This is a genomic window from Enterococcus florum, assembly GCF_004309355.1.
GTDB lineage: Bacteria > Bacillota > Bacilli > Lactobacillales > Enterococcaceae > Enterococcus_A > Enterococcus_A florum.
In genome coordinates this window covers 111,914-129,411 of the sequence record NZ_BJCC01000008.1, presented here as the reverse complement: position 1 = coordinate 129,411, position 17,498 = coordinate 111,914, and the positions used below count along the sequence as shown (strand labels likewise).

The 17,498-nt window shown below is 43.5% G+C and carries 18 protein-coding genes; 2 read left to right on the top strand and 16 right to left on the bottom strand.

Annotated features, from left to right (window positions below; all coding sequences use genetic code 11):
* Window positions 1-95 precede the first annotated feature (95 nt).
* The 8 genes from NRIC_RS04855 to NRIC_RS04820 form a co-directional block, all read right to left on the bottom strand.
* Complete coding sequence (locus NRIC_RS04855; RefSeq protein ID WP_146621583.1) at window positions 96-2,240, bottom strand: lectin-like domain-containing protein; 2,145 nt, start codon at window positions 2,238-2,240, stop codon at window positions 96-98.
* Window positions 2,224-2,544, bottom strand: coding sequence for an LPXTG cell wall anchor domain-containing protein (locus NRIC_RS04850; protein ID WP_146621582.1), 321 nt, complete (start codon window positions 2,542-2,544; stop codon window positions 2,224-2,226). Before NRIC_RS04850 ends, NRIC_RS04855 begins: the two co-directional genes overlap by 17 nt.
* A gap of 13 nt (window positions 2,545-2,557) precedes the next feature.
* Window positions 2,558-3,586, bottom strand: coding sequence for a WxLIP family cell surface protein (locus NRIC_RS04845; protein WP_146621581.1), 1,029 nt, complete (start codon window positions 3,584-3,586; stop codon window positions 2,558-2,560).
* Entirely contained in the window at window positions 3,583-4,362 is a 780-nt protein-coding gene (locus NRIC_RS04840; protein WP_146621580.1) for a WxL domain-containing protein, read from the bottom strand. Before NRIC_RS04840 ends, NRIC_RS04845 begins: the two co-directional genes overlap by 4 nt.
* 546 nt (window positions 4,363-4,908) lie before the next feature.
* On the bottom strand, window positions 4,909-6,345 hold the full coding sequence (locus NRIC_RS04835) for a glycoside hydrolase family 1 protein (RefSeq protein ID WP_146621579.1): 1,437 nt from the start codon (window positions 6,343-6,345) through the stop codon (window positions 4,909-4,911).
* Window positions 6,338-6,703 carry a PTS lactose/cellobiose transporter subunit IIA gene (locus NRIC_RS04830; RefSeq protein WP_146621578.1) on the bottom strand — a complete coding sequence of 122 codons (366 nt, stop codon included), beginning with the start codon at window positions 6,701-6,703 and terminating at the stop codon, window positions 6,338-6,340. The genes NRIC_RS04835 and NRIC_RS04830 overlap by 8 nt, the downstream gene beginning before the upstream one ends.
* Before the next feature lie 28 nt (window positions 6,704-6,731).
* Complete coding sequence (locus NRIC_RS04825) at window positions 6,732-7,961, bottom strand: PTS sugar transporter subunit IIC (RefSeq protein WP_146621577.1); 1,230 nt, start codon at window positions 7,959-7,961, stop codon at window positions 6,732-6,734.
* 23 nt (window positions 7,962-7,984) lie between these two features.
* A complete protein-coding gene (locus NRIC_RS04820; RefSeq protein ID WP_146621576.1) occupies window positions 7,985-8,296 on the bottom strand; it encodes a PTS sugar transporter subunit IIB in 312 nt (103 codons plus the stop codon).
* 148 nt (window positions 8,297-8,444) lie between these two features.
* On the opposite strand from NRIC_RS04820, the gene NRIC_RS04815 reads away from it, so the two are divergent.
* Window positions 8,445-10,364 carry a BglG family transcription antiterminator gene (locus NRIC_RS04815; RefSeq protein ID WP_146621575.1) on the top strand — a complete coding sequence of 640 codons (1,920 nt, stop codon included), beginning with the start codon at window positions 8,445-8,447 and terminating at the stop codon, window positions 10,362-10,364.
* A 286-nt stretch (window positions 10,365-10,650) separates the two neighbouring features.
* Here the strand turns inward: NRIC_RS04815 and NRIC_RS19480 are convergent, their stop codons facing one another.
* The 3 genes from NRIC_RS19480 to NRIC_RS04805 all read right to left on the bottom strand — a co-directional run bounded on the left by NRIC_RS19480 (window position 10,651) and on the right by NRIC_RS04805 (window position 12,111).
* Window positions 10,651-10,860, bottom strand: coding sequence for a hypothetical protein (locus NRIC_RS19480; protein ID WP_227873738.1), 210 nt, complete (start codon window positions 10,858-10,860; stop codon window positions 10,651-10,653).
* A 48-nt stretch (window positions 10,861-10,908) separates the two neighbouring features.
* Window positions 10,909-11,124, bottom strand: coding sequence for an ATP-binding cassette domain-containing protein (locus tag NRIC_RS19475; RefSeq protein ID WP_227873737.1), 216 nt, complete (start codon window positions 11,122-11,124; stop codon window positions 10,909-10,911).
* 87 nt (window positions 11,125-11,211) lie between these two features.
* On the bottom strand, window positions 11,212-12,111 hold the full coding sequence (locus NRIC_RS04805) for a helix-turn-helix transcriptional regulator (RefSeq protein WP_146621574.1): 900 nt from the start codon (window positions 12,109-12,111) through the stop codon (window positions 11,212-11,214).
* 106 nt (window positions 12,112-12,217) lie between these two features.
* Between NRIC_RS04805 and NRIC_RS04800 the strand changes: the two genes are divergently transcribed.
* Window positions 12,218-12,643: a DUF3788 domain-containing protein gene (locus tag NRIC_RS04800; protein WP_146621573.1), complete on the top strand. Its 426-nt coding sequence runs from the start codon at window positions 12,218-12,220 to the stop codon at window positions 12,641-12,643.
* On the opposite strand, the gene NRIC_RS04795 is transcribed toward NRIC_RS04800, so the two are convergent.
* From NRIC_RS04795 to NRIC_RS04775, 5 genes are all read right to left on the bottom strand, one after another.
* Window positions 12,599-13,075 (bottom strand): hypothetical protein, encoded by a 477-nt coding sequence (locus tag NRIC_RS04795; RefSeq protein ID WP_146621572.1) that lies wholly within the window; start codon window positions 13,073-13,075, stop codon window positions 12,599-12,601. The two genes, NRIC_RS04800 and NRIC_RS04795, sit on opposite strands and share 45 nt — an antisense overlap.
* Before the next feature lie 106 nt (window positions 13,076-13,181).
* Window positions 13,182-13,664, bottom strand: a complete 483-nt coding sequence (locus NRIC_RS04790; protein WP_146621571.1) for a hypothetical protein — start codon at window positions 13,662-13,664, stop codon at window positions 13,182-13,184.
* A gap of 290 nt (window positions 13,665-13,954) precedes the next feature.
* Entirely contained in the window at window positions 13,955-14,662 is a 708-nt protein-coding gene (locus NRIC_RS04785; RefSeq protein ID WP_146621570.1) for a deoxynucleoside kinase, read from the bottom strand.
* A 713-nt stretch (window positions 14,663-15,375) separates the two neighbouring features.
* Entirely contained in the window at window positions 15,376-16,275 is a 900-nt protein-coding gene (locus NRIC_RS04780) for a C39 family peptidase (RefSeq protein ID WP_146621569.1), read from the bottom strand.
* A 315-nt stretch (window positions 16,276-16,590) separates the two neighbouring features.
* Window positions 16,591-17,445: an AraC family transcriptional regulator gene (locus NRIC_RS04775; RefSeq protein WP_146621568.1), complete on the bottom strand. Its 855-nt coding sequence runs from the start codon at window positions 17,443-17,445 to the stop codon at window positions 16,591-16,593.
* Window positions 17,446-17,498: the final 53 nt, after the last annotated feature.

The following is a 17,498-nucleotide window of genomic DNA, read 5'->3' as shown; positions in this document are numbered from 1 at the left end:
TTCCTCGTATAATCACCTTTATTCTAGCATATTTCTTTTCTAAAATTAGCCGAACCATGCAAAACCCTCTCTCAAAAAAGAGAGGGTTCACTAGGTTAATGATTCGCATCAACGACTTGCCATTCGATAGTGGCCTGATACGCACCAGGAAGGACCGCCTTTAACGAAGAAAAGTTGAGCTGAGCCTGATCAATTGAAGAAGTCCACGAGCCGCCTTTGGGGTTTTCATAAACAACGATCGGTTGATCCTTTTTCAAAGCAATTTCTTTTGTGTCAGGCAATTGGATGGTCAAGATTGCCTCGATCGGCGCTGCTTTTCCATCAATAGTAAAATCGGTCAGTCGGGCAACCAGCTTCCAAGGATCCTGCTGGTATCGACGATCCGTCACCTTTAGCTGCATCGGCTGCTTTTCAGACGGTGGCAGTGTCAGGCGTTTCTCCTTTGCCAACTCTGGATAAGGTATCGAGCTGAAGGAAAAATCCGCAACCTGATCCAACGTTAAATTGCCGGCCTCGACATTCAGCTGCACGCTATTAGTCGCAGTTTTCCCATAACTATTTGTCAAAGAAACAAGTACCTCATAGTTCCCTGTATCAAGCTGATGGGATTTTAGATCGATTGTTGCTGTTTGGCTTAGCTTTGCTGGAGTGCTGAGTGTATGATCCTTCAAATTATTGATTTGATAAGTGACTGAGGCGATTGTCCCTCTGCCTGGGTCAAGTTTGGTTTGGATGGTTATAGGCTGATCAGTTTTGATCGATAAAGGTATCGTTGGATCGATCCCCACAAAATCAATCATCGGCGGCTTGTCAACCACTGAAAATTGGTAGACCTGCGAGGAGCGCGTCGCATAATCTCCTTGGATCTCCACAGCCTGCTGGACATGTCCAGCTTTTTCCGGCAACAGTGTAAAGTGCAGACTCAAGGGCTGCTCCGCCAGAATCGCCCAGCTGGGGTCGTTGAAGCGAATGTTGAGGCGGCCGTCTTCAACTGAAGAATCGATATCGGCAGCGGTAAACGTCTTATCGCCGATCTGTCCAGTTAGACTTTCGGCAAACGTCTTGTCATCTGCTGACAACTGATCCGGCACAGGCACAGAAATCTTTAAGTTCGACCATCGGTCATAGTTTCCACCCACATAATTACCTTTGATCGTATACGTAAGTGGAAGATCCACGGGGATTTCCTGGCCATTGACATCCTTCCCTGTTGGGTCAGTGATGGTCATCTGGGTGTTTGTGTCCAATAAGCCAGCGATGTTGCGAAAAGCCAAAGCACCTTCCATATAGTATGCTCCAGTGGAGCCGGTCAAGCCCCAATAGATATCCTTATTTTTGCCGAATACAGCGACTGGATCAAAGCTGATGCTGGCCGTTTTGACCTCGTTTTGATTGAGCTGCAGCTCATAGCTAAAGGTATTGGTTTCGGCGTTCCAGCTAATTTTAAATCGTTTCCACGTGCCGTCCGTCAAACTGGTGATCGGTACGATCTGAGGTTGATAGTGGTGTTGCGAGGTATGATACACCTTGGTCCATTGAAAAAATCCTTCACGCGTGATTACCGGTGCCGAATATCCGCTAGGCAAAAAGTCCCCCTGTCCGCCGCCTGGAAACGCAAAGGCAATATCGGCATTGGTATCCCCCATGCTGTCAGCAACGTCCTGATCCATGTACTCACTGTTTTTGTACATATCGAATTCCAAAGCAAAACTCTTTTGAATGGCATACTTGCTGTTGATCTCATTCGAATCGGTTGAACGTTCGATTCCGGCCATGCCCAGCTGTGCGCCACGGGGCAATCCACCCTGCCCATCGCTGACTGCGATCGCATTAGTTCCACGTGGATCGGCTTGCCAAACAAGTGCCATGCCGTCTCCGACTTGGGTACTTCGATCGCCAAAGTAGAGATACATTTCCGCATCAAAGTCTTTGGTCAAATCCATCCGCAGATCGGCACCCGGCTGATCATTGGTCCAGATCCCCCCGGTTTGGTCAGGTGCATCGATTACTTGAACATACGAACCATCCGAACTGATTTTTGATGAGGTCGTAAAGCTGACCCGCGGTGCCTGCGTTCCGTTATAGCCTAAAACAGATCGGAAAAGCGACTGATCAGCGGTCTGCTGCTGGATGCGGATCGTGTCAGGCGGTGGAGCTGGAATGGCCGCATCCGCAGGAACAGCGGTCCAACTAATTAGTAGAAGAAAAAACGTCCAAAGGCCTTTACTTGTTTTGTTCATGGTGATCTGCCTGCCTCCTTTTCAAATCAATCATCAGGAAGAGGAACAAAAGCAGCAGTTCGATCCCCAAAAAAAGCAGCAGCCAATCCTTTTGATCGTTGGTTTGCGGGTACCTTCTCCACATGCTTTGATGTACTTCCGGCACACTGGTCCCGTTAGGAATCTGAATTGAGGGCAGCGGTTCTCCCGGGGAAACGGTAAACTGAACCGTACTTTGCTGCGCATCTGCTTGCTGGTCTCTCATCAAGAGCAGTGGAAGAAAGAGGAAAATGGTCAAAAGGATCAGGTTTCTTTTGTTTTTCATCACCCTTCGCCTCCTACTCGGTTTGTTTTCGCTTGCCTAATTTATAAGCTAGCAGCAGTAATATTAAAAGTAACAGAAGTGCGAGAAGGAGCAGCCACCAGTTAAAGCTCGGTTTTTTCAAATTCAAGGCTTCCTCGTTGACCTTTTTCGCATTCTGCGCCGTCACTGAAAAATCACGTGTAAACTGCCAGCGCTCTGTACCGGATTTGGCAATCAAAGTCAATTGATACTTACCCGCCTCGATCGGCTGATCCTGCCAGTCGATCGCAAAATCAAAATTAGAATTCGGGGCCATCTCCAAGTCTTTTTTCTTCGATTTTCGATACACCGTCTTGCTGCCCTTTTGATAGATCTTGGCCTCTACACTCATCGAGCTGAAGCCTTGAGGCTGACTATTTTGCAGGTTCGCAGTAACTGACGTCCGGGCATTGACTACTCCCGCTTGAACTGCATTCAGTCGAAGCTGAGGCAGGATGGTTTGCGAGGGGTCCTCCGTTAATGCAACGCCCAAAACCATTGCAAATTGATTGTTGATTCGGATCGCTGGCGCATTTCTATCTTTTTCGTCGGCTTTTCGTAGGGCATAGATTCCACCTAAGATCGTTCCATTAAAAGGTGTCTTAGGAACAGTCAATTGAAACGTGACCTCTTTTTCCTCGTTTGCCGCTAATGAAACCTCCTGAGGTTCAGAAAAAAGCTCTGGCAAGGTGTACTGTGCACTGCTATCTTTCGGATAGTCGTACTGGCTGTATTCGATCACTCCATTGTTGTTGGTGAACGCAGGGTTTGGTGAAACCTCTAATGTTACAGGCTGATCCTCCAGATTTTTGACTACAAGAGTCAGTGCCTCCCGCTGCTCAGGAACGACTTTCAAATCAAAAAAAGTGTTGGCACTAATTTGATTTTCCGGCAGCTTGGCTGAAAGCGCAAAACCAGTTGAAGCTGCTCGTGCCATCGTTGGCGTAGTCAGAAAAGCCAAAACGATACCCGCGAATACAGTCGATAAACAGATTCTTTTCATCGTCATATGTCCGATTTTCATTGAGTGCCTGCAGGTTTTTGAGTGGCTGTGTTTGACAAGGTCCAGGTCATATCCGCTTGATAGGTGCCTGGTTGAACATCGGCCTGTTTCGCAATCTCCAGAGTAGTCCCTGATGCAGTTGTTGTTTTTGTCGTTCCATTGGCGGTTTTTCCATCTTGGGTCCTTAAAACAGGAACCGCTCCGCCACCCGCAACGATCGCAGTGCCGTCTTCGATGGTTGAAATATTCGCACCTTCTTCGTTGGTGTTATCAGGAGCAGCCAATTTCAACAGCAAGCGGATACCGTCCAATTTACGTGTACCTTCAACACCGTCTGCGTCTCCACCATCCTTCGTAAAGTCGCTCAAAGAAGCGTGAACGTTCCATCCGGTTTGATTAAAGCGATAATCAGTGACCTGCAGCCCCCCGTCATTGTTTCCGTCAAATGCGGTTTTATTTTTCGAAGTGACCGAACTGGTATCTACGGTATTGTCAACCAAATCCAATACCACCCCATTGCTGGCAAGCGCATTGACGCTGACGTTTTTACCTTTAGAATCATGCTGACTGAAATTTAAATCAGGGACGCGATCCAAGGTCAGATCCCCAGGCGTGATAGTGAATTGGACTGTTGATTTACCCTCGTTTTCAGCCATAGTGGCAACATAACCTTCCCCCGCCTTCGTATTGCTCGAGATATTATTGTCCCCTGTTCCAGCAGCCAATGCCGGGCTTGCTGCCATCATTGCTGCTGCAGCCGAAGCGGTCAAAGTGATCAAAGATGTCCATTTTTTCATTTTGCTCTCTCCTTATTGCTTATTTAGAATAACTGCCGTTATTCTCATAAACAGTATTATAAAAGAAAACAGATAAAATGTATTTTGTGATCTCTGGTTAAACAAGAAAACTCAACCTTGAATTTACTGCGTCAGACCAATCTTTTGGCAAAATTCCACAAATTTGTTAGTGAAAGATGACTCTAAAACGACAGATTCACAAGGAATGTAAAAAGCCTCTTTTAGAGATAAAAGAACAGATTTCTTTTTCCTGTTTAGACTGATCTGATGGTAAAGATATTTACTTTTGCAAAGGTCAGCCCAAAAAAATGTTCCCTCTTCAACAGAACTGACTGCAGGTGTTTTTCTGGACTGTGTCCTTGAAATCGCCGCTTACATTTGCACGAAATCGATTTTAGCTTCGTTTCCTCTTCATTACTTGTTTGGCAGGATTTCTTTTTTTGCTTGGTTTCTTGGCATAAATGCCTACTATATAGCCAAAAAAATACCGACCTCAAAAAGTTTGCTATTTTGAGGTCGGTTCTATTCAACACGCTACTTTTTCAATTATTCCAATACTTCGCCATTGCTTCGAATCACCTGCTGATACCAAGCAAAACTATCTTTCTTCAACCGTTTTCCACTGCCTTGGCCATAATCATCCAAATCAACATAAATGAACCCATACCGCTTGCTCATCTCACTTGAAGAACAGCTGATGATATCGATCGGGCCCCAAGCGTAATAACCGCGAAGATCAACACCATCTTTGATCGCTTCCTTAATTGCCTTAATGTGGTCTCGGTAATAATCAATCCGATAGGAATCGTGAATCTGGTCCTCCTCTACTTCATCAAAATAACCGATCCCGTTTTCAGTAATATAAATCGGGCACTGGTAGCGATCGTAAAATTCGTTCAATGCGATGCGTAATCCTGTTGGATCGATCGTCCAGCCCCAAGGGTTAGCATCCAATTCTTTGTTGCGGTGCGGTCCCAAATCTTTCGTGTAGGATTCTTCATCGCATATTTGTGTGTAATAGTAAGAAAATGATAGAAAGTCTGCTGTATTTTTCAAAGCTTCTTCATCCCCACTGCCAAACACGACCTGGATTCCTTTGTCTTCAAAATAGCGAAATGCGTACCCAGGATAATACCCACGCAATAATACATCTGCGAAAAAATACTCCATTTGATTCAGTTTGACTGTGGCTAGTACATCCTCTGCCTTGCACGTAGCTGCATAGGAAGGTCCGCCGCACAGCATCATACCGATTTCATTGTCTGGGTAGTTCTCATGAGCGTATTTTGTAATCAAAGCACTCGCTACCATCTCATTATGGACCCCTTGGTACTTGGCGGACAACAAATCAGTTACGACATCTTCTCCGATCCCCAAGTGGTTAAACGACTCATGAACGATTAAATTAATTTGATTTACAATAATCCATTTTTTTACTTTATCATGATAGCGGTCCAAGACCACTTGACCATAGCGAACAAAGAAATCAATGACCTCACGAGAGTACCACCCTTTATACGCTGTCGTCAGATGGATCGGAATCTCATAGTGCGACATCGTAATCATTGGTTCCATCCCATTGGCGATAATCGCATCAAACAGTTCATCGTAAAACCGTAATCCTTGCTCATTTGGTTCAGATTCATCCCCGTTTGGAAAAATTCGCGACCAGTTGATGGAGGTTCGAAAGGTTTTCAATCCTAATTCCGCCAGTAACTTTAAATCCTCTTTATAGGTATGATAAAAATCGATTCCCCAGCGTTTTGGAAAAATACGATCTGTGCTTGCCATGGCCTCTTTCACATAAGCAATCGTCGTCTCCATGTTTGATTTTTTTTCTAACGCTACATCGTCACGGAATTCGTTGATGTCAGCAACACACCAGCCCTTGCCGTCACTGTCCCAAGCTCCTTCAGCTTGATTTGCTGCGATTGCGCCTCCCCATAAAAAGTGCTTAGGAAACCCTTCTGGTACTTTATTCATGCTCCTCCCTGCCTTTCATCTGATATTCTATCTGCTGAATTCGCTGGTCATACTTTTTGAAAATGGCTAGCATCCGCTTGGCAATATTCAGCTCACTGTAAATCGTCATCAGTGTGTCCTGTGCATGGGCAAATAAGACCGAATACTGCCCCGCTTTCCCAGAAGTTTCCGCCGTGATTACATCGGTTTGGATATGGTGCGCTTGGACGATTTCTTTGTTTGCTAAATACATTTTTTCCTCTGCAGTTTCAAAATCATCGCTCTCGATCGCTTTTAGTGCTTCCATACAATACTTTCGTGCATCTCCAGCATGTAAGATAATCTGCATGGCATCTTGGACTAACTGTTCATTAAGCATCTATCAACCCTTCTTCCAAATTTGAAAATTACCCCTTTGCAACAACTTCAGCCTCTTTTTCCATTTCTTGTTTTTCGTAGGCTTTAAAGAATGGATACCAAATCGCGAATGCAATGATAAAAATCAACAGCATGAGTAACAGTCCTGAGACAGAACGAGTCGTCAGCCAAGTTGCAATCGGAAAAGGACAATACCACATCTGAAACATTTCCATCGGGATTGGTGCAAAGGCGATCACCTTCGTGAACAGCCAGACGATCAAAGGTAAAATAATTCCTTGCAGCCACATGGGAATCATCAGCAGCGGATTCCATGCGATACAACCAAAGACGATCGGTTCATTGATATTAAAGACCGTTGGTGCCAAGGAGGCTGTTCCCAAGGCTCTTAATTTTTTTGATTTTGAGCGTATCAGCATAAACACTAATGGCATCGTACAACCGATTCCGCCAATCCACAGATACGCGGAGTAGATCGTTGGGTCAGTTACTAAATTGGTAGCCGTTCCATCGATATTAGCCTGAATTGCAGCCAGCAATACTGGGTTTAAGACCGGCGTCAATACCCAGGTAGAGATGCCCAAAGAATATAAGAAACAAACAACAAACAGCATCAAAGAAAATCCCCACGGCGTCTCAACAATATTTTGTAACGGCATAAAGATAGCTAAAACAAAATTGTAAACATCAAAGCCAATAATATCGACGACTATCCAGCCAACCACAACCACGATGCCGATTGGCAGCATCGCATCAAACCAAGAACGAACAAAGTCTGGAATGACTGACTCGTCACTGAAAAAGGAGAACTTTCCGAACAAATTTAGGACAAACCCGGCAAACAAGCCAGCAACGATAGCTACGAACATCCCTCCTGCACCTAAAGCACTGTGATTAAATCCAGGTTGTCCGTCTGTGATGACCTGCGGGGTGATAATGATAAGAAATAAAATGATACCAGCCATCCCCGCATTGATCCGTTGCTTGCGCAATCGTTTTTTCTCCATTAAATTAAAAGGGATCAAGAACGAAATGATCAACGAGATCATGCCCATTGTCCACCCAAACGGTATCCAAAAATTAGGCAGCCAAGGAAAATACTCATTCAATATTGCCAACATACAAAAGATGGAACCTAAGAAAATCAGCGGCAATGCCTGCATAATCGAATCCTTTAGTGTAACAATCCAAACATTATTATTGATCTTATTCATTCTCGGGGTAAAACTCGTTTCTAACCAGTGGATCAACGCATTCATTTTTAAACCCTCCTATTTTCAATCTACTTCATCTCTTCTAATAAATGCTCCAAGGCTTTTTCACCGTCTAATGTTGCATAATAGTCGGGTTTCATTAGTATGACCTTCACCGGTGCATCTCCTACAAATTCCTCTACCTCATCTAAAATATAGGCCAGATGTGGGCCGACCATTAATGCGTCAATTTCATCAATGTAGTTTTCGATCTCGCTTTCTCCACGAGCAGTGATTTTTAATTCCATTCCTTTTGCGGAAGCCGCTTTTCTGATATTCGCTGCCATGAATCCAGAGCTTGCTCCAGACCCGCAAACGAGTAATACATTTAGTTTTTTCACGATGATTCCTCCCGTTTTTAAGCATAGTTTTTTTCTAAGAGACTTTAAAAGTAGATTGATAGCGCTACCATCTATAGTTATACTATAAGAAAATGCATATGGTGAAACAAATATTTATTTGCACCATGCAGGTGAAGGAGAGGATTTTTTGAAAGTAAAATATTTACCGCTTCTACGCTACCTGAACGAGCAAGCTTCCTGGACAGCTTCCACGCAGCTGGCGGAAAAGTTTTCTTTGTCAAAGCGAACAATCAAATCCTATATTTCAGAGATCCAAGAAAACGAACCCGGATTGATTCTCTCCTCCAACAAAGGGTATCGGGTTGATCCTGTCCGTCTAGCGAATGTCCAAGAAAATATCCAGGTAGGCACGCCGGAAACGCCTCCTGAGCGAATGGCTTATCTGTTGCTCAAGCTTACCGCGACAGAAGAAGCCCTTGCAATCTATGACTTAGTCGAAGAATTATTCGTCAGCGAATCTACCTTGATGAAGGATTTGAAAAAAATAAAAAGGAAATGCGCTGAGCATTCCCTTGTGCTTATTCAAGACAGCGATTCTATTCAACTACGCGGATCGGAAAAAGCCAAACGTCAGCTGATCCACGCGATTTTGCTTTCTGAGCTGGAGCAAAACTTTGTAGATATCACAAAGCTGCAAGAAAGCTTTACTGATTTTGATTTAGACTATATCAAAGAGATCGTTGCAGAAATTTTCTCCAATTATGATTTTTTTACGAATGATTATGCATTGATCAATATCATCATCCATCTGGCGATCGCGATTGATCGGATGAAAAGCAACTTTCAATTCTCCGAAGCCGACAATCAAACGCCCAGTTCGATTCCACCTTTGATCAATCAGATTGCTGCAGACATCGCGGGAAAAATAGCAGACCATTACAACCTGCATTTTCCTAAAGAAGAAGTCCGTGATTTGGCCTTACTGATCTCTGCAAATGGTACGAACGTCAACTTCACACAAATCTCTGCAGAAGAATTGCGTGAAGTCGCTGACCAGCGCTGTCTCGATCTTGTAAAAAAAATCCTTTCAAAAGTATCAGAATTGTATTTTATTGACAACAATGAACCAGAATTCTTGATTCGTTTTACGTTACACATCAAAAACCTACTCTTTCGATTGGATAATGACTATTCTTGTCGAAACCCAATGACCGAGACATTAAAAAAAGAATGCCCGCTGATTTATGACTGTGCTGTTCAGGTGTCTCATGTGATTCAAAGAGAGTTGGCGCACACCATCACTGAAGACGAGATTGCCTACATTGCCTTTCATTTAGGCTACGCTCTGGAAGTGCAGAAACAACGGACTTCCAAAATCAATTGTGCCCTGCTCGTTCCGCTTTATTACAACATGAACATCCAAGTAATGAAGAAACTACAAAACCATTTTGGTGATGATCTCGATATTACAAACATTCTCACCAATGAAAAAGAATTGCAGCATATTCAAACGGAATTCATTATTTCCGCAATCAAATTAAAGCAAATCACGACCACCCCTTATGTCGTGATCAACCCTTTTTTCACGCTAGAAGATCGGCAGCAAGTATCTGAGAAGATTTTTGAACTTAAGGAAATCAAACGCAAAGAACAATTCAGCAAAAATCTCTTGTCAGTAGTGGATAAAAAGCATTTTATCTATAGAGAGAAAAAAATGGCGAGTGAGCCTCTCTTGCAGGAGCTGTGCACTCAAATGGAGCAGGACGGTTTTGTCGGCAACGATTTTTTTACTCAGCTGATGGAACGAGAAAAACTGTCTTCTACCGCTTTCGGTCCAGTTGCTCTGCCTCACACGCTAACAATGGATGCTAAAAAAACCGGCATCTTCATTGTTGCAGCTCCAAAAGGAATCCAGTGGGGCTCCCAAGTAGTTACATTGGTTTTTCTGCTCTCCATTAACTATCACAATCGGCATCTATTTCGAGAACTTTTTGATGATTTGGCTCTGATCTGTACAGATGAGCAAAATGTGCATCGACTGAGTCAGTCGAAATCCTTTGATACCTTCATCGAAAACCTGATGCAGTGCTTTACTACGATCCGATAAGAAACCGACCTTCAAACGTATCGCTGAAGGTCGGTTTCTCTTGCTCTTTCTTCTCACTGCCAGCTCTCGGAAATCAAATCGTCAACCATCCACCATCGACTGCAATGTATTGCCCCGTCGTGTCCAGCTCTTCCGGTGAGCCTTTGTGCTCTATTTGAAAAATTTATGAGAAAAAGGCTCGTCCCATTCACCAATAACGCTCAGCGCCACTGGTAAAATGGATAACAGCCTTTTAACCAAATATTAAAATCCTCAACAACATCTTCTCATTCACCTGTGCGATCCGTTAATCGCTATCGTTTCCAACAAACTTGGCAAGCTTCAGCTCATCCACGATTTCGCCGTCCTTCATAAACAATGTCCGTTCACTTTGAACGGCCACCTTGGCATCGTGTGTCACCATGCACATCGCAAGATCCTCGATGCCGGTTTTTTTCAGCAGCTCCTGTGCTTGTGCCGTCAGTTCAGAGACTTTTTGCGGTTGTCTCCGTATCACTGGTAAAATAATATAGCCCAGAATCGTCAAAATTTTGAGAAAGATCGGCTACTGAAACACAAAGCCCATGTGCGGACGACGCAAATCCGCCAGTTCGGTTTCTTTACAGGCCGTCAACTCCTGTTCCATAAATTGGACATTGCCCTGATCGATCGTGTCCATCCTGTTCAATACATACAGCAGGGTCAACTTTTCTGAACCGGAAGGGCTCATGACTGACACGAATTCTCCTTTCTGGATGTCCACTGAAACACCGCTTAACACCTCTCCACTCCTAAAAAGTCTAACTTTTTCGGGTCACTACAGGAACCCACCGTTCACATCGCTATCTTTTTTTGCTCTGATCATCTATTAAGTAGTTCTATACTTCTGATACAATTCCTCAGCCGTCTTGGCTAACTGATTCCGCAGCTCCAACGGACGGATCACCTCTGCCTCCGTTCCTAAAGACAAAAGAAAACTTTCCAGCCATGGCGTTTGCGGGACCTCTATCTTCAGTAAATAGCTCCCCCCTTGCCTCACAATTGACTTCGAAGGAAATTCATCGTACAGACGATCCGCAACCTTTGCTGTGCAACATACTTCCAAAGAAATACAATCAAATTTTTGCGGCTCTTGTTTAAAGGTTTGCTCCAGAGGAACAGTGGAACGAGAAAAGGAATCCTCTAAGATCACCACATCGTTAATCCGATTCAGTTTAAATATACGATGGCCTTTTGATTCCTCGTAAGCCTTCAAATACCAAGCTCTCTCTTGATACAACAGTTTGAGCGGACAAACAGTGCGTGTACTTTCCGCTTGGTACAAATCAATGTAAGAAAACGCTAGGTTTCGATGCTGAGTAATCGCCGTCATGACCGCATCGTAGGTTGCTTTATCCGAATGGCCCCAGCGAGAAAAATCGATCTCGATCAGCTCCGATCCGTCTGTTTGAAACAATCCTCTTAATTTATCCAGCAAAAAAGTCGTCTCCTGCCGGTCCGCTACCGTCCAGCTTTGCAGGGCAGCCACAAGCCGAGTCTGCTCCTCTTTCGTCAGTGTCGCTTTGCTCAAAACAAAGTCCGGATCAATAAATATCCCGCCACCTGTTCCTTGTACCGTATAAATAGGGATCCCTGCGTTGCTGAGAACATCCAAATCACGAAAAATAGTACGCACGGAAACCTCAAAATAATCCGCCAGCTCCTGAGCCTTCACAGCCCTTTTATTCAATAAATACATCGTCAGCTTAAACAACCGCTGAATGTGCATAGGACAATCCCTCCGAATCGACTCTATCCTGTCATTAACCAAAAAAGAAACTTGTCATCAGCTGTCATATTGATCTGCTACAATAGTAAGAAAAGGAGGTAATCAAATGACAACCAGTTTTTTTAAGAAAAAAGAAATCCAGCCTGACGAAGCAGCGTTGAAGCAGGCCTTGGGCAAAAGCTATACCCTTTGGCAAGAAGCATTTGAACACACTCAAAAGGTCTGTTCACCGGACAAGGTTACTGGGGAATGGAAATTCTACAGTAAAAAAGCTGGCTGGAGCTACACTATAAAGTGCAAAAAAAGAACTCTGTTTTATCTGATACCGATGGACGGATTTATCCGAAACACCTTTGTGCTTGGAAAAAAAGCTGTCGCAGCAGCACAGACGTCCGATCTACCTGAGGAAATCATCGAGCGAATTCTCTCCTCTACAGCCTACATGGAAGGTCGCTCTTGTTATTTAGAGCTACGAACAGCTAAGGACCTAAACCTGCTGAAGCAACTGCTGGCAATCAAGATGGCCCATTGAATCTTTCCAGCTTCCTATTTCCGCAAATAGAAAAAAATCGCCAATAAAGCTGCTCCCCCCCCCCCCGGCTAGAGCATACAAAATACACAAGAATGTTCTTCCCGTTTTGTTCTGAACTGTCATCGAAATCTTAATTCCACCCATCGCCAAAAAGACGATCAGGCTGAGCAAGATGCCAGTGATAGTCCGAAAAAGCGGCATCGTTAGATTCGCGTAGATCCCTACAAAGGGAAACAAGCACATTCCACCGATTAACGACACGATCGCAAAGCCGATGAAGAGCAGCCTTTTTGCAGTTCGATTTTTGATCCACAGTACCGTCGCAGCCCCACCAAATAAACTGATCAAAAGCATGGTCGCTCCAAATAAGAGGATCGATAAAATCATGACCAAAAAAAGCAATGGCAGAAGTATCAACATCAAATGAAACATAGCACCCTCCTCGTTAACTTCTATTATGAAGCAATCGCCTCTTCAAAACAACTACACAAAAAGACCCGAACAACATCAAGCAAGAGATGTTGTTCGGGCCGCACCTTTAGATCGTTCCATCTGGCGCATTCAGATAATCTTCAATATGCTGATTCATTGTCTCCACATACTCCCTATTTTGGAAGTTTTCAAAAAAATGGGTCAGCATTAATTGATAATCCTGTGTATGCTTTTCTACCTCTGGCTGATTTTCATAGGCCAAAACCTTCATGAAAAATAGTTTTTCCAAAGAGATGATTTTGCAGTATTCCCGTTCGATCGCCCCCTCTGAAAAGAAGGCATAATCAAACCGAAAAATACTGCGTAAAATTTCATATTCCCCTAGTGTCAAAATCAAATCGCCCCATTTGTCTCTTTGTCTGCCAGGATGCTGCTCCGAAATCCGAGCAAAATCCTCGCCAGTCACAATCAGATCGATATCTTTTCCCCGAGGCCGAATACCATAATAGTCCATCGCCAAACCGCCGATCACTAACGGCTTTTCCGAGAATGTCTCAGCAAATGCGGACAGGTCCATTTCATACGTCATGTTTCTTTCTCCTTTGTCTTTTAAAATGGTAAAAGACAAAGTCTAACGGGCAAAAAATCGTTTGCCTTCGTACAAATTTGCCCTAAAAGACTTTGTACGAAGTATTTTCAATCATTAACCTCATCTCAGCTTCACTCCTATTTTCTTGAATTCGTTGAATTTAGTATAACATGAAACCGACACCAACACGATATACTTCCACAAGAGTTTGGCTGAAGATTTGCTGTAATTAACTGGCCAAATCGATGACCTGAACGATACTATTCTTTTATAGTGAAAAAAGAAAACGATCAAAAAATCCCTTTTTCGATCTTTCGAGCAGTACAGTAGCTGGGACGTTGAATTTCCATTTGGTTCAGCTCCTGCGTTTTTGCTTTGATTTGACCCAATACCGTTTCGGCTGCCTGCGGGTCGGCGACAAAATCATAACGATCGCCATCAATCTGAATCTTCGGACACAAATCAAAGCTGTCATACCACTGATCATAGCGCTGCGTCACCATCCGATAATAGTCTTGAAGATCCGGATTCGTTGCCACCTGCTCGTAGTCGCGGCCGCGCTTTTCGATCCGCTCTAGCATCACCTCAAAGGAGACCTTGATGTGGACTAGCAGATCCGGTCTTTTCAGCGGAGCTACACTTTCCAGTTCCTTCAGCATCGTATCCAGCAGGTTGTCGTACTGCTGCACCTCGTCCTGAGTCACCCGCCCCAGATCGGCATTCAAGTGAAACAGCAGACTGTCTTCATAGATTGAGCGATCCAGAACATTGTCCTTTTGTTTCAACGCATCTTTCATCGCTAGAAAACGTTTATTCAAAAAGAAAACCTGAAGCAAAAAAGTATATTTCTCCGGATTCGAGTAAAACAGCGGCAGCACTTCATTGTCATCCACATTTTCATAAAACGGTCTCGAATTCATTTCCAAAGACAGCTTATTGGTCAAGGCCGTCTTGCCCGCTCCGATCGTTCCAGCTATCAGCAACATCGTCTCGTCCATCCTTTCATTTAATAAGTCTATGAAATCCTTGATAATCTTACCTCTAAATCCTTGTAATGTAAAGCCTGTATTTAGTGGTTTTAATAGCCTATTTCAATAACAAATACAATATGTAGTATTGATTTGAATTCAAAATCTTTTATATTCTTATTAGCTAATGACCTTTGACTCGGCTCCTTTTCCAATAATTTGAAACAAAAAAGGACACACCAAACTAGACGGACAACTATCTTGAAATTCTCGCAAGAACGTCATTGAACTTGTCCATCTATCCTTAATCCCCTTTAATCAAGAGCATTTTCAACTTCTAAAATAAGGATAAGCCTTAGAAAATCAGGATCAAATTTCAGCCTCTTATCTGTGCAGTAACACCCGAGACACAAAAATGGCTGTTAAATATCCTAAGATCAATAACACCGCGACAACTCCCGCTTTTCTTAACAATCGATTTATTTTCAAAACAAACCTCCATTATTTAAGTATTTCAATGATTATACACCCAGACAAAAAGGAAAGCATTAAAAATTTGATATTCTCTGAAAAATAGAATGACCTCCGAAACCCTTATTTTAACGGAAAACTGCTAGTCAGCTGCCCAAAATCCCTCTAAACTTAATATACTCATGTCTAAAAGATTCTTGCTGCTAAATCCTTCTTCTTCACTTTCGCTACTCAAAAAAGCAACCATCAAGAAACAATGGTTTGCTAGCTTTTTATTTCACTACAACGGCAGATTTTCTTAAATTATAGCTTGCTTCAAATCTGCTCGCTGATACCCAGTATGTGCCCGCATTTGGGTCAGAGATATGGTACGTGTTGTTGGATTGGTTGAATCCATCCAAAGTTACAATATGAGCATTATCGATTCCCGTTCCCCACCAATAGTTTCCATAAATCGGTTTAGCGTAATTTCCTGTTACATAAACGACAACAGGATTGCCCTTGCGCAACTCGTTTTTCAATCCATCCACAGAAGTCCCGCTGATATCAGCGACATTTCCATATTTGTTTCCCCATTGAGCTAATGGTTTAGCGTAAATTGAATGATAAATATTCGGCTTAATATCATCGGGCTTGCCAGAGAAACCATTGTTTGGATTATTATTTGGCGACATCGGCATTTCTTTGATAAAGCTCCTCAAATTGTATGACCGAGCGTATCCTTTTTGCTGCAGGGCTTGCAAGAGAGAAGCCGCCTCACAACCCATTGGGAAGCCCGCACTGTTCTGATTGATATAGGGTGCATTTAATAAAACGTAGGAAGCAGCAGCTTTTGCACCACCTTCATTCAAATAGCCTTGCCAGTTCCCATTGTCATCGTACAGTGAAAGATATTTTGATCCATTGTAATGGCGGTACCATCCCGTCACTTTATAAGTGTTCGCATACAAGTGTTTGGTGGAGTTGCCATTTTTAAAATTGAAATCCTTCCAGATCGTCCAATTGTCTTTTGTGACCGTAATGGACTGATTGATAAAATTCCGCTTTCCGCCTTTGTGACTCTCTGCTTGTATGCCATCTTCGTTCAGATAGCCTTGCCACTTATGAAGCCTGTGTATTGACCGTACTGTTGACTTCCGACTGCGAGTTGTCAGGCAGTGAGGTCTCTTCATTTTCAGCAGTTTTAAACCCCGCTAGCGGCAAACACAACATAACCAATAAACACGTTTGCCATAACACTTTTCTATTTTTCATAACTCTGCACCAAATAATCAGTTAAGACTATTCAATTCCCCCCAAACTTTTTAATTTTATAAGTATTTTATCATAATGATAGTTGATAGAGCGACCAAAACTCTTGATTTCTCTTAGTTTCGACAGTAACGACCGCATGAGAATGTTCAGAAATCAAACATCTTATCTCCCCGAACAAAAACAAATCGCCGCATCATTTTCTCGTAATGATACGACGACTTATTTCACTATATTTATCCTCCTACAACAGGAATCCAAATCTCGCTTTCATACCTCTCACTGCTCATATCACCTGCAGAATACCATTCGATTTCAGGTGCTGGGGTATGCTCGTAGCCGGTGGTTGGGAAAAACTCGGAAAAAATGCGTCCCCAGACATCACTCATGGCTTGAGGCAAGGGGCCTTCGATCTCGAAAACTGCCCAAGTTTGCGCTTCGATCGCCAGTTTTACGAACCCTTCCGGACACTCTTCTGTTGTGATTACACCGATATAATAGTCCGTTGTATTGTCCTCATACATCTCGCTGTAGGCGCCGACCAGACCGCCAGGATCCGCACGAGCCAGAGACCGTAATTTCCCCATGATTTCCTCGGTGACACTGCCCCACATTTGCCCAACACTAGCTCCAAGGTTATCGACATAAGAAAAGCGCTCCTTTATGCCAACGACAGAAAAAGCTTCCTTTTCGACAATTCGATATTTCATTTCCAAGACCCCCCTCAATGATAATGTGAAGCTAACGTGCGGTTGAATCTTGAGACGGACGCCTTTTTTTCTTGCGTGGCTAGGAGTAACCTGATGCATTGCTTGAAACGCCCGCGAAAAGGCATCGGCTGACGAATAGCCATACTTGACGGCGATGTCGATGACTTTGGCGTCGGTAGTTTGCAGATCCAGAGCAGCCAACGTCAGTCTGCGACGACGAATGTACTCTGACAAAGGCATGCCGATCAGAAATAAAAACATCCGTTTGAAATGATAGGACGAGCACAACGCAATGCGTGCTATTTCCTTTTCATCGATTTCTCCATCCAGATTCTCTTCAATATAGTCGATTGCCTTCGTCATCTGTTCCAAAGCATTCATCTACGTTTCCTCCTCAGTTAAAGTGTACTACAGTCCACTATTGCATATCCGAC

Excerpts from the sequence above, each read along its gene's own strand:
- NRIC_RS04855 (WP_146621583.1), bottom strand. The coding sequence starts at position 2,240 with ATGAACAAAACAAGTAAAGGCCTTTGGACGTTTTTTCTTCTACTAATT.
- NRIC_RS04850 (WP_146621582.1), bottom strand. The coding sequence starts at position 2,544 with ATGAAAAACAAAAGAAACCTGATCCTTTTGACCATTTTCCTCTTTCTT.
- NRIC_RS04845 (WP_146621581.1), bottom strand. The coding sequence starts at position 3,586 with ATGAAAATCGGACATATGACGATGAAAAGAATCTGTTTATCGACTGTA.
- NRIC_RS04840 (WP_146621580.1), bottom strand. The coding sequence starts at position 4,362 with ATGAAAAAATGGACATCTTTGATCACTTTGACCGCTTCGGCTGCAGCA.
- NRIC_RS04835 (WP_146621579.1), bottom strand. The coding sequence starts at position 6,345 with ATGAATAAAGTACCAGAAGGGTTTCCTAAGCACTTTTTATGGGGAGGC.
- NRIC_RS04830 (WP_146621578.1), bottom strand. The coding sequence starts at position 6,703 with ATGCTTAATGAACAGTTAGTCCAAGATGCCATGCAGATTATCTTACAT.
- NRIC_RS04825 (WP_146621577.1), bottom strand. The coding sequence starts at position 7,961 with ATGAATGCGTTGATCCACTGGTTAGAAACGAGTTTTACCCCGAGAATG.
- NRIC_RS04805 (WP_146621574.1), bottom strand. The coding sequence starts at position 12,111 with ATGCACATTCAGCGGTTGTTTAAGCTGACGATGTATTTATTGAATAAA.
- NRIC_RS04800 (WP_146621573.1), top strand. The coding sequence starts at position 12,218 with ATGACAACCAGTTTTTTTAAGAAAAAAGAAATCCAGCCTGACGAAGCA.
- NRIC_RS04795 (WP_146621572.1), bottom strand. The coding sequence starts at position 13,075 with ATGTTTCATTTGATGTTGATACTTCTGCCATTGCTTTTTTTGGTCATG.
- NRIC_RS04790 (WP_146621571.1), bottom strand. The coding sequence starts at position 13,664 with ATGACGTATGAAATGGACCTGTCCGCATTTGCTGAGACATTCTCGGAA.
- NRIC_RS04785 (WP_146621570.1), bottom strand. The coding sequence starts at position 14,662 with ATGGACGAGACGATGTTGCTGATAGCTGGAACGATCGGAGCGGGCAAG.
- NRIC_RS04780 (WP_146621569.1), bottom strand. The coding sequence starts at position 16,275 with ATGAAGAGACCTCACTGCCTGACAACTCGCAGTCGGAAGTCAACAGTA.
- NRIC_RS04775 (WP_146621568.1), bottom strand. The coding sequence starts at position 17,445 with ATGAATGCTTTGGAACAGATGACGAAGGCAATCGACTATATTGAAGAG.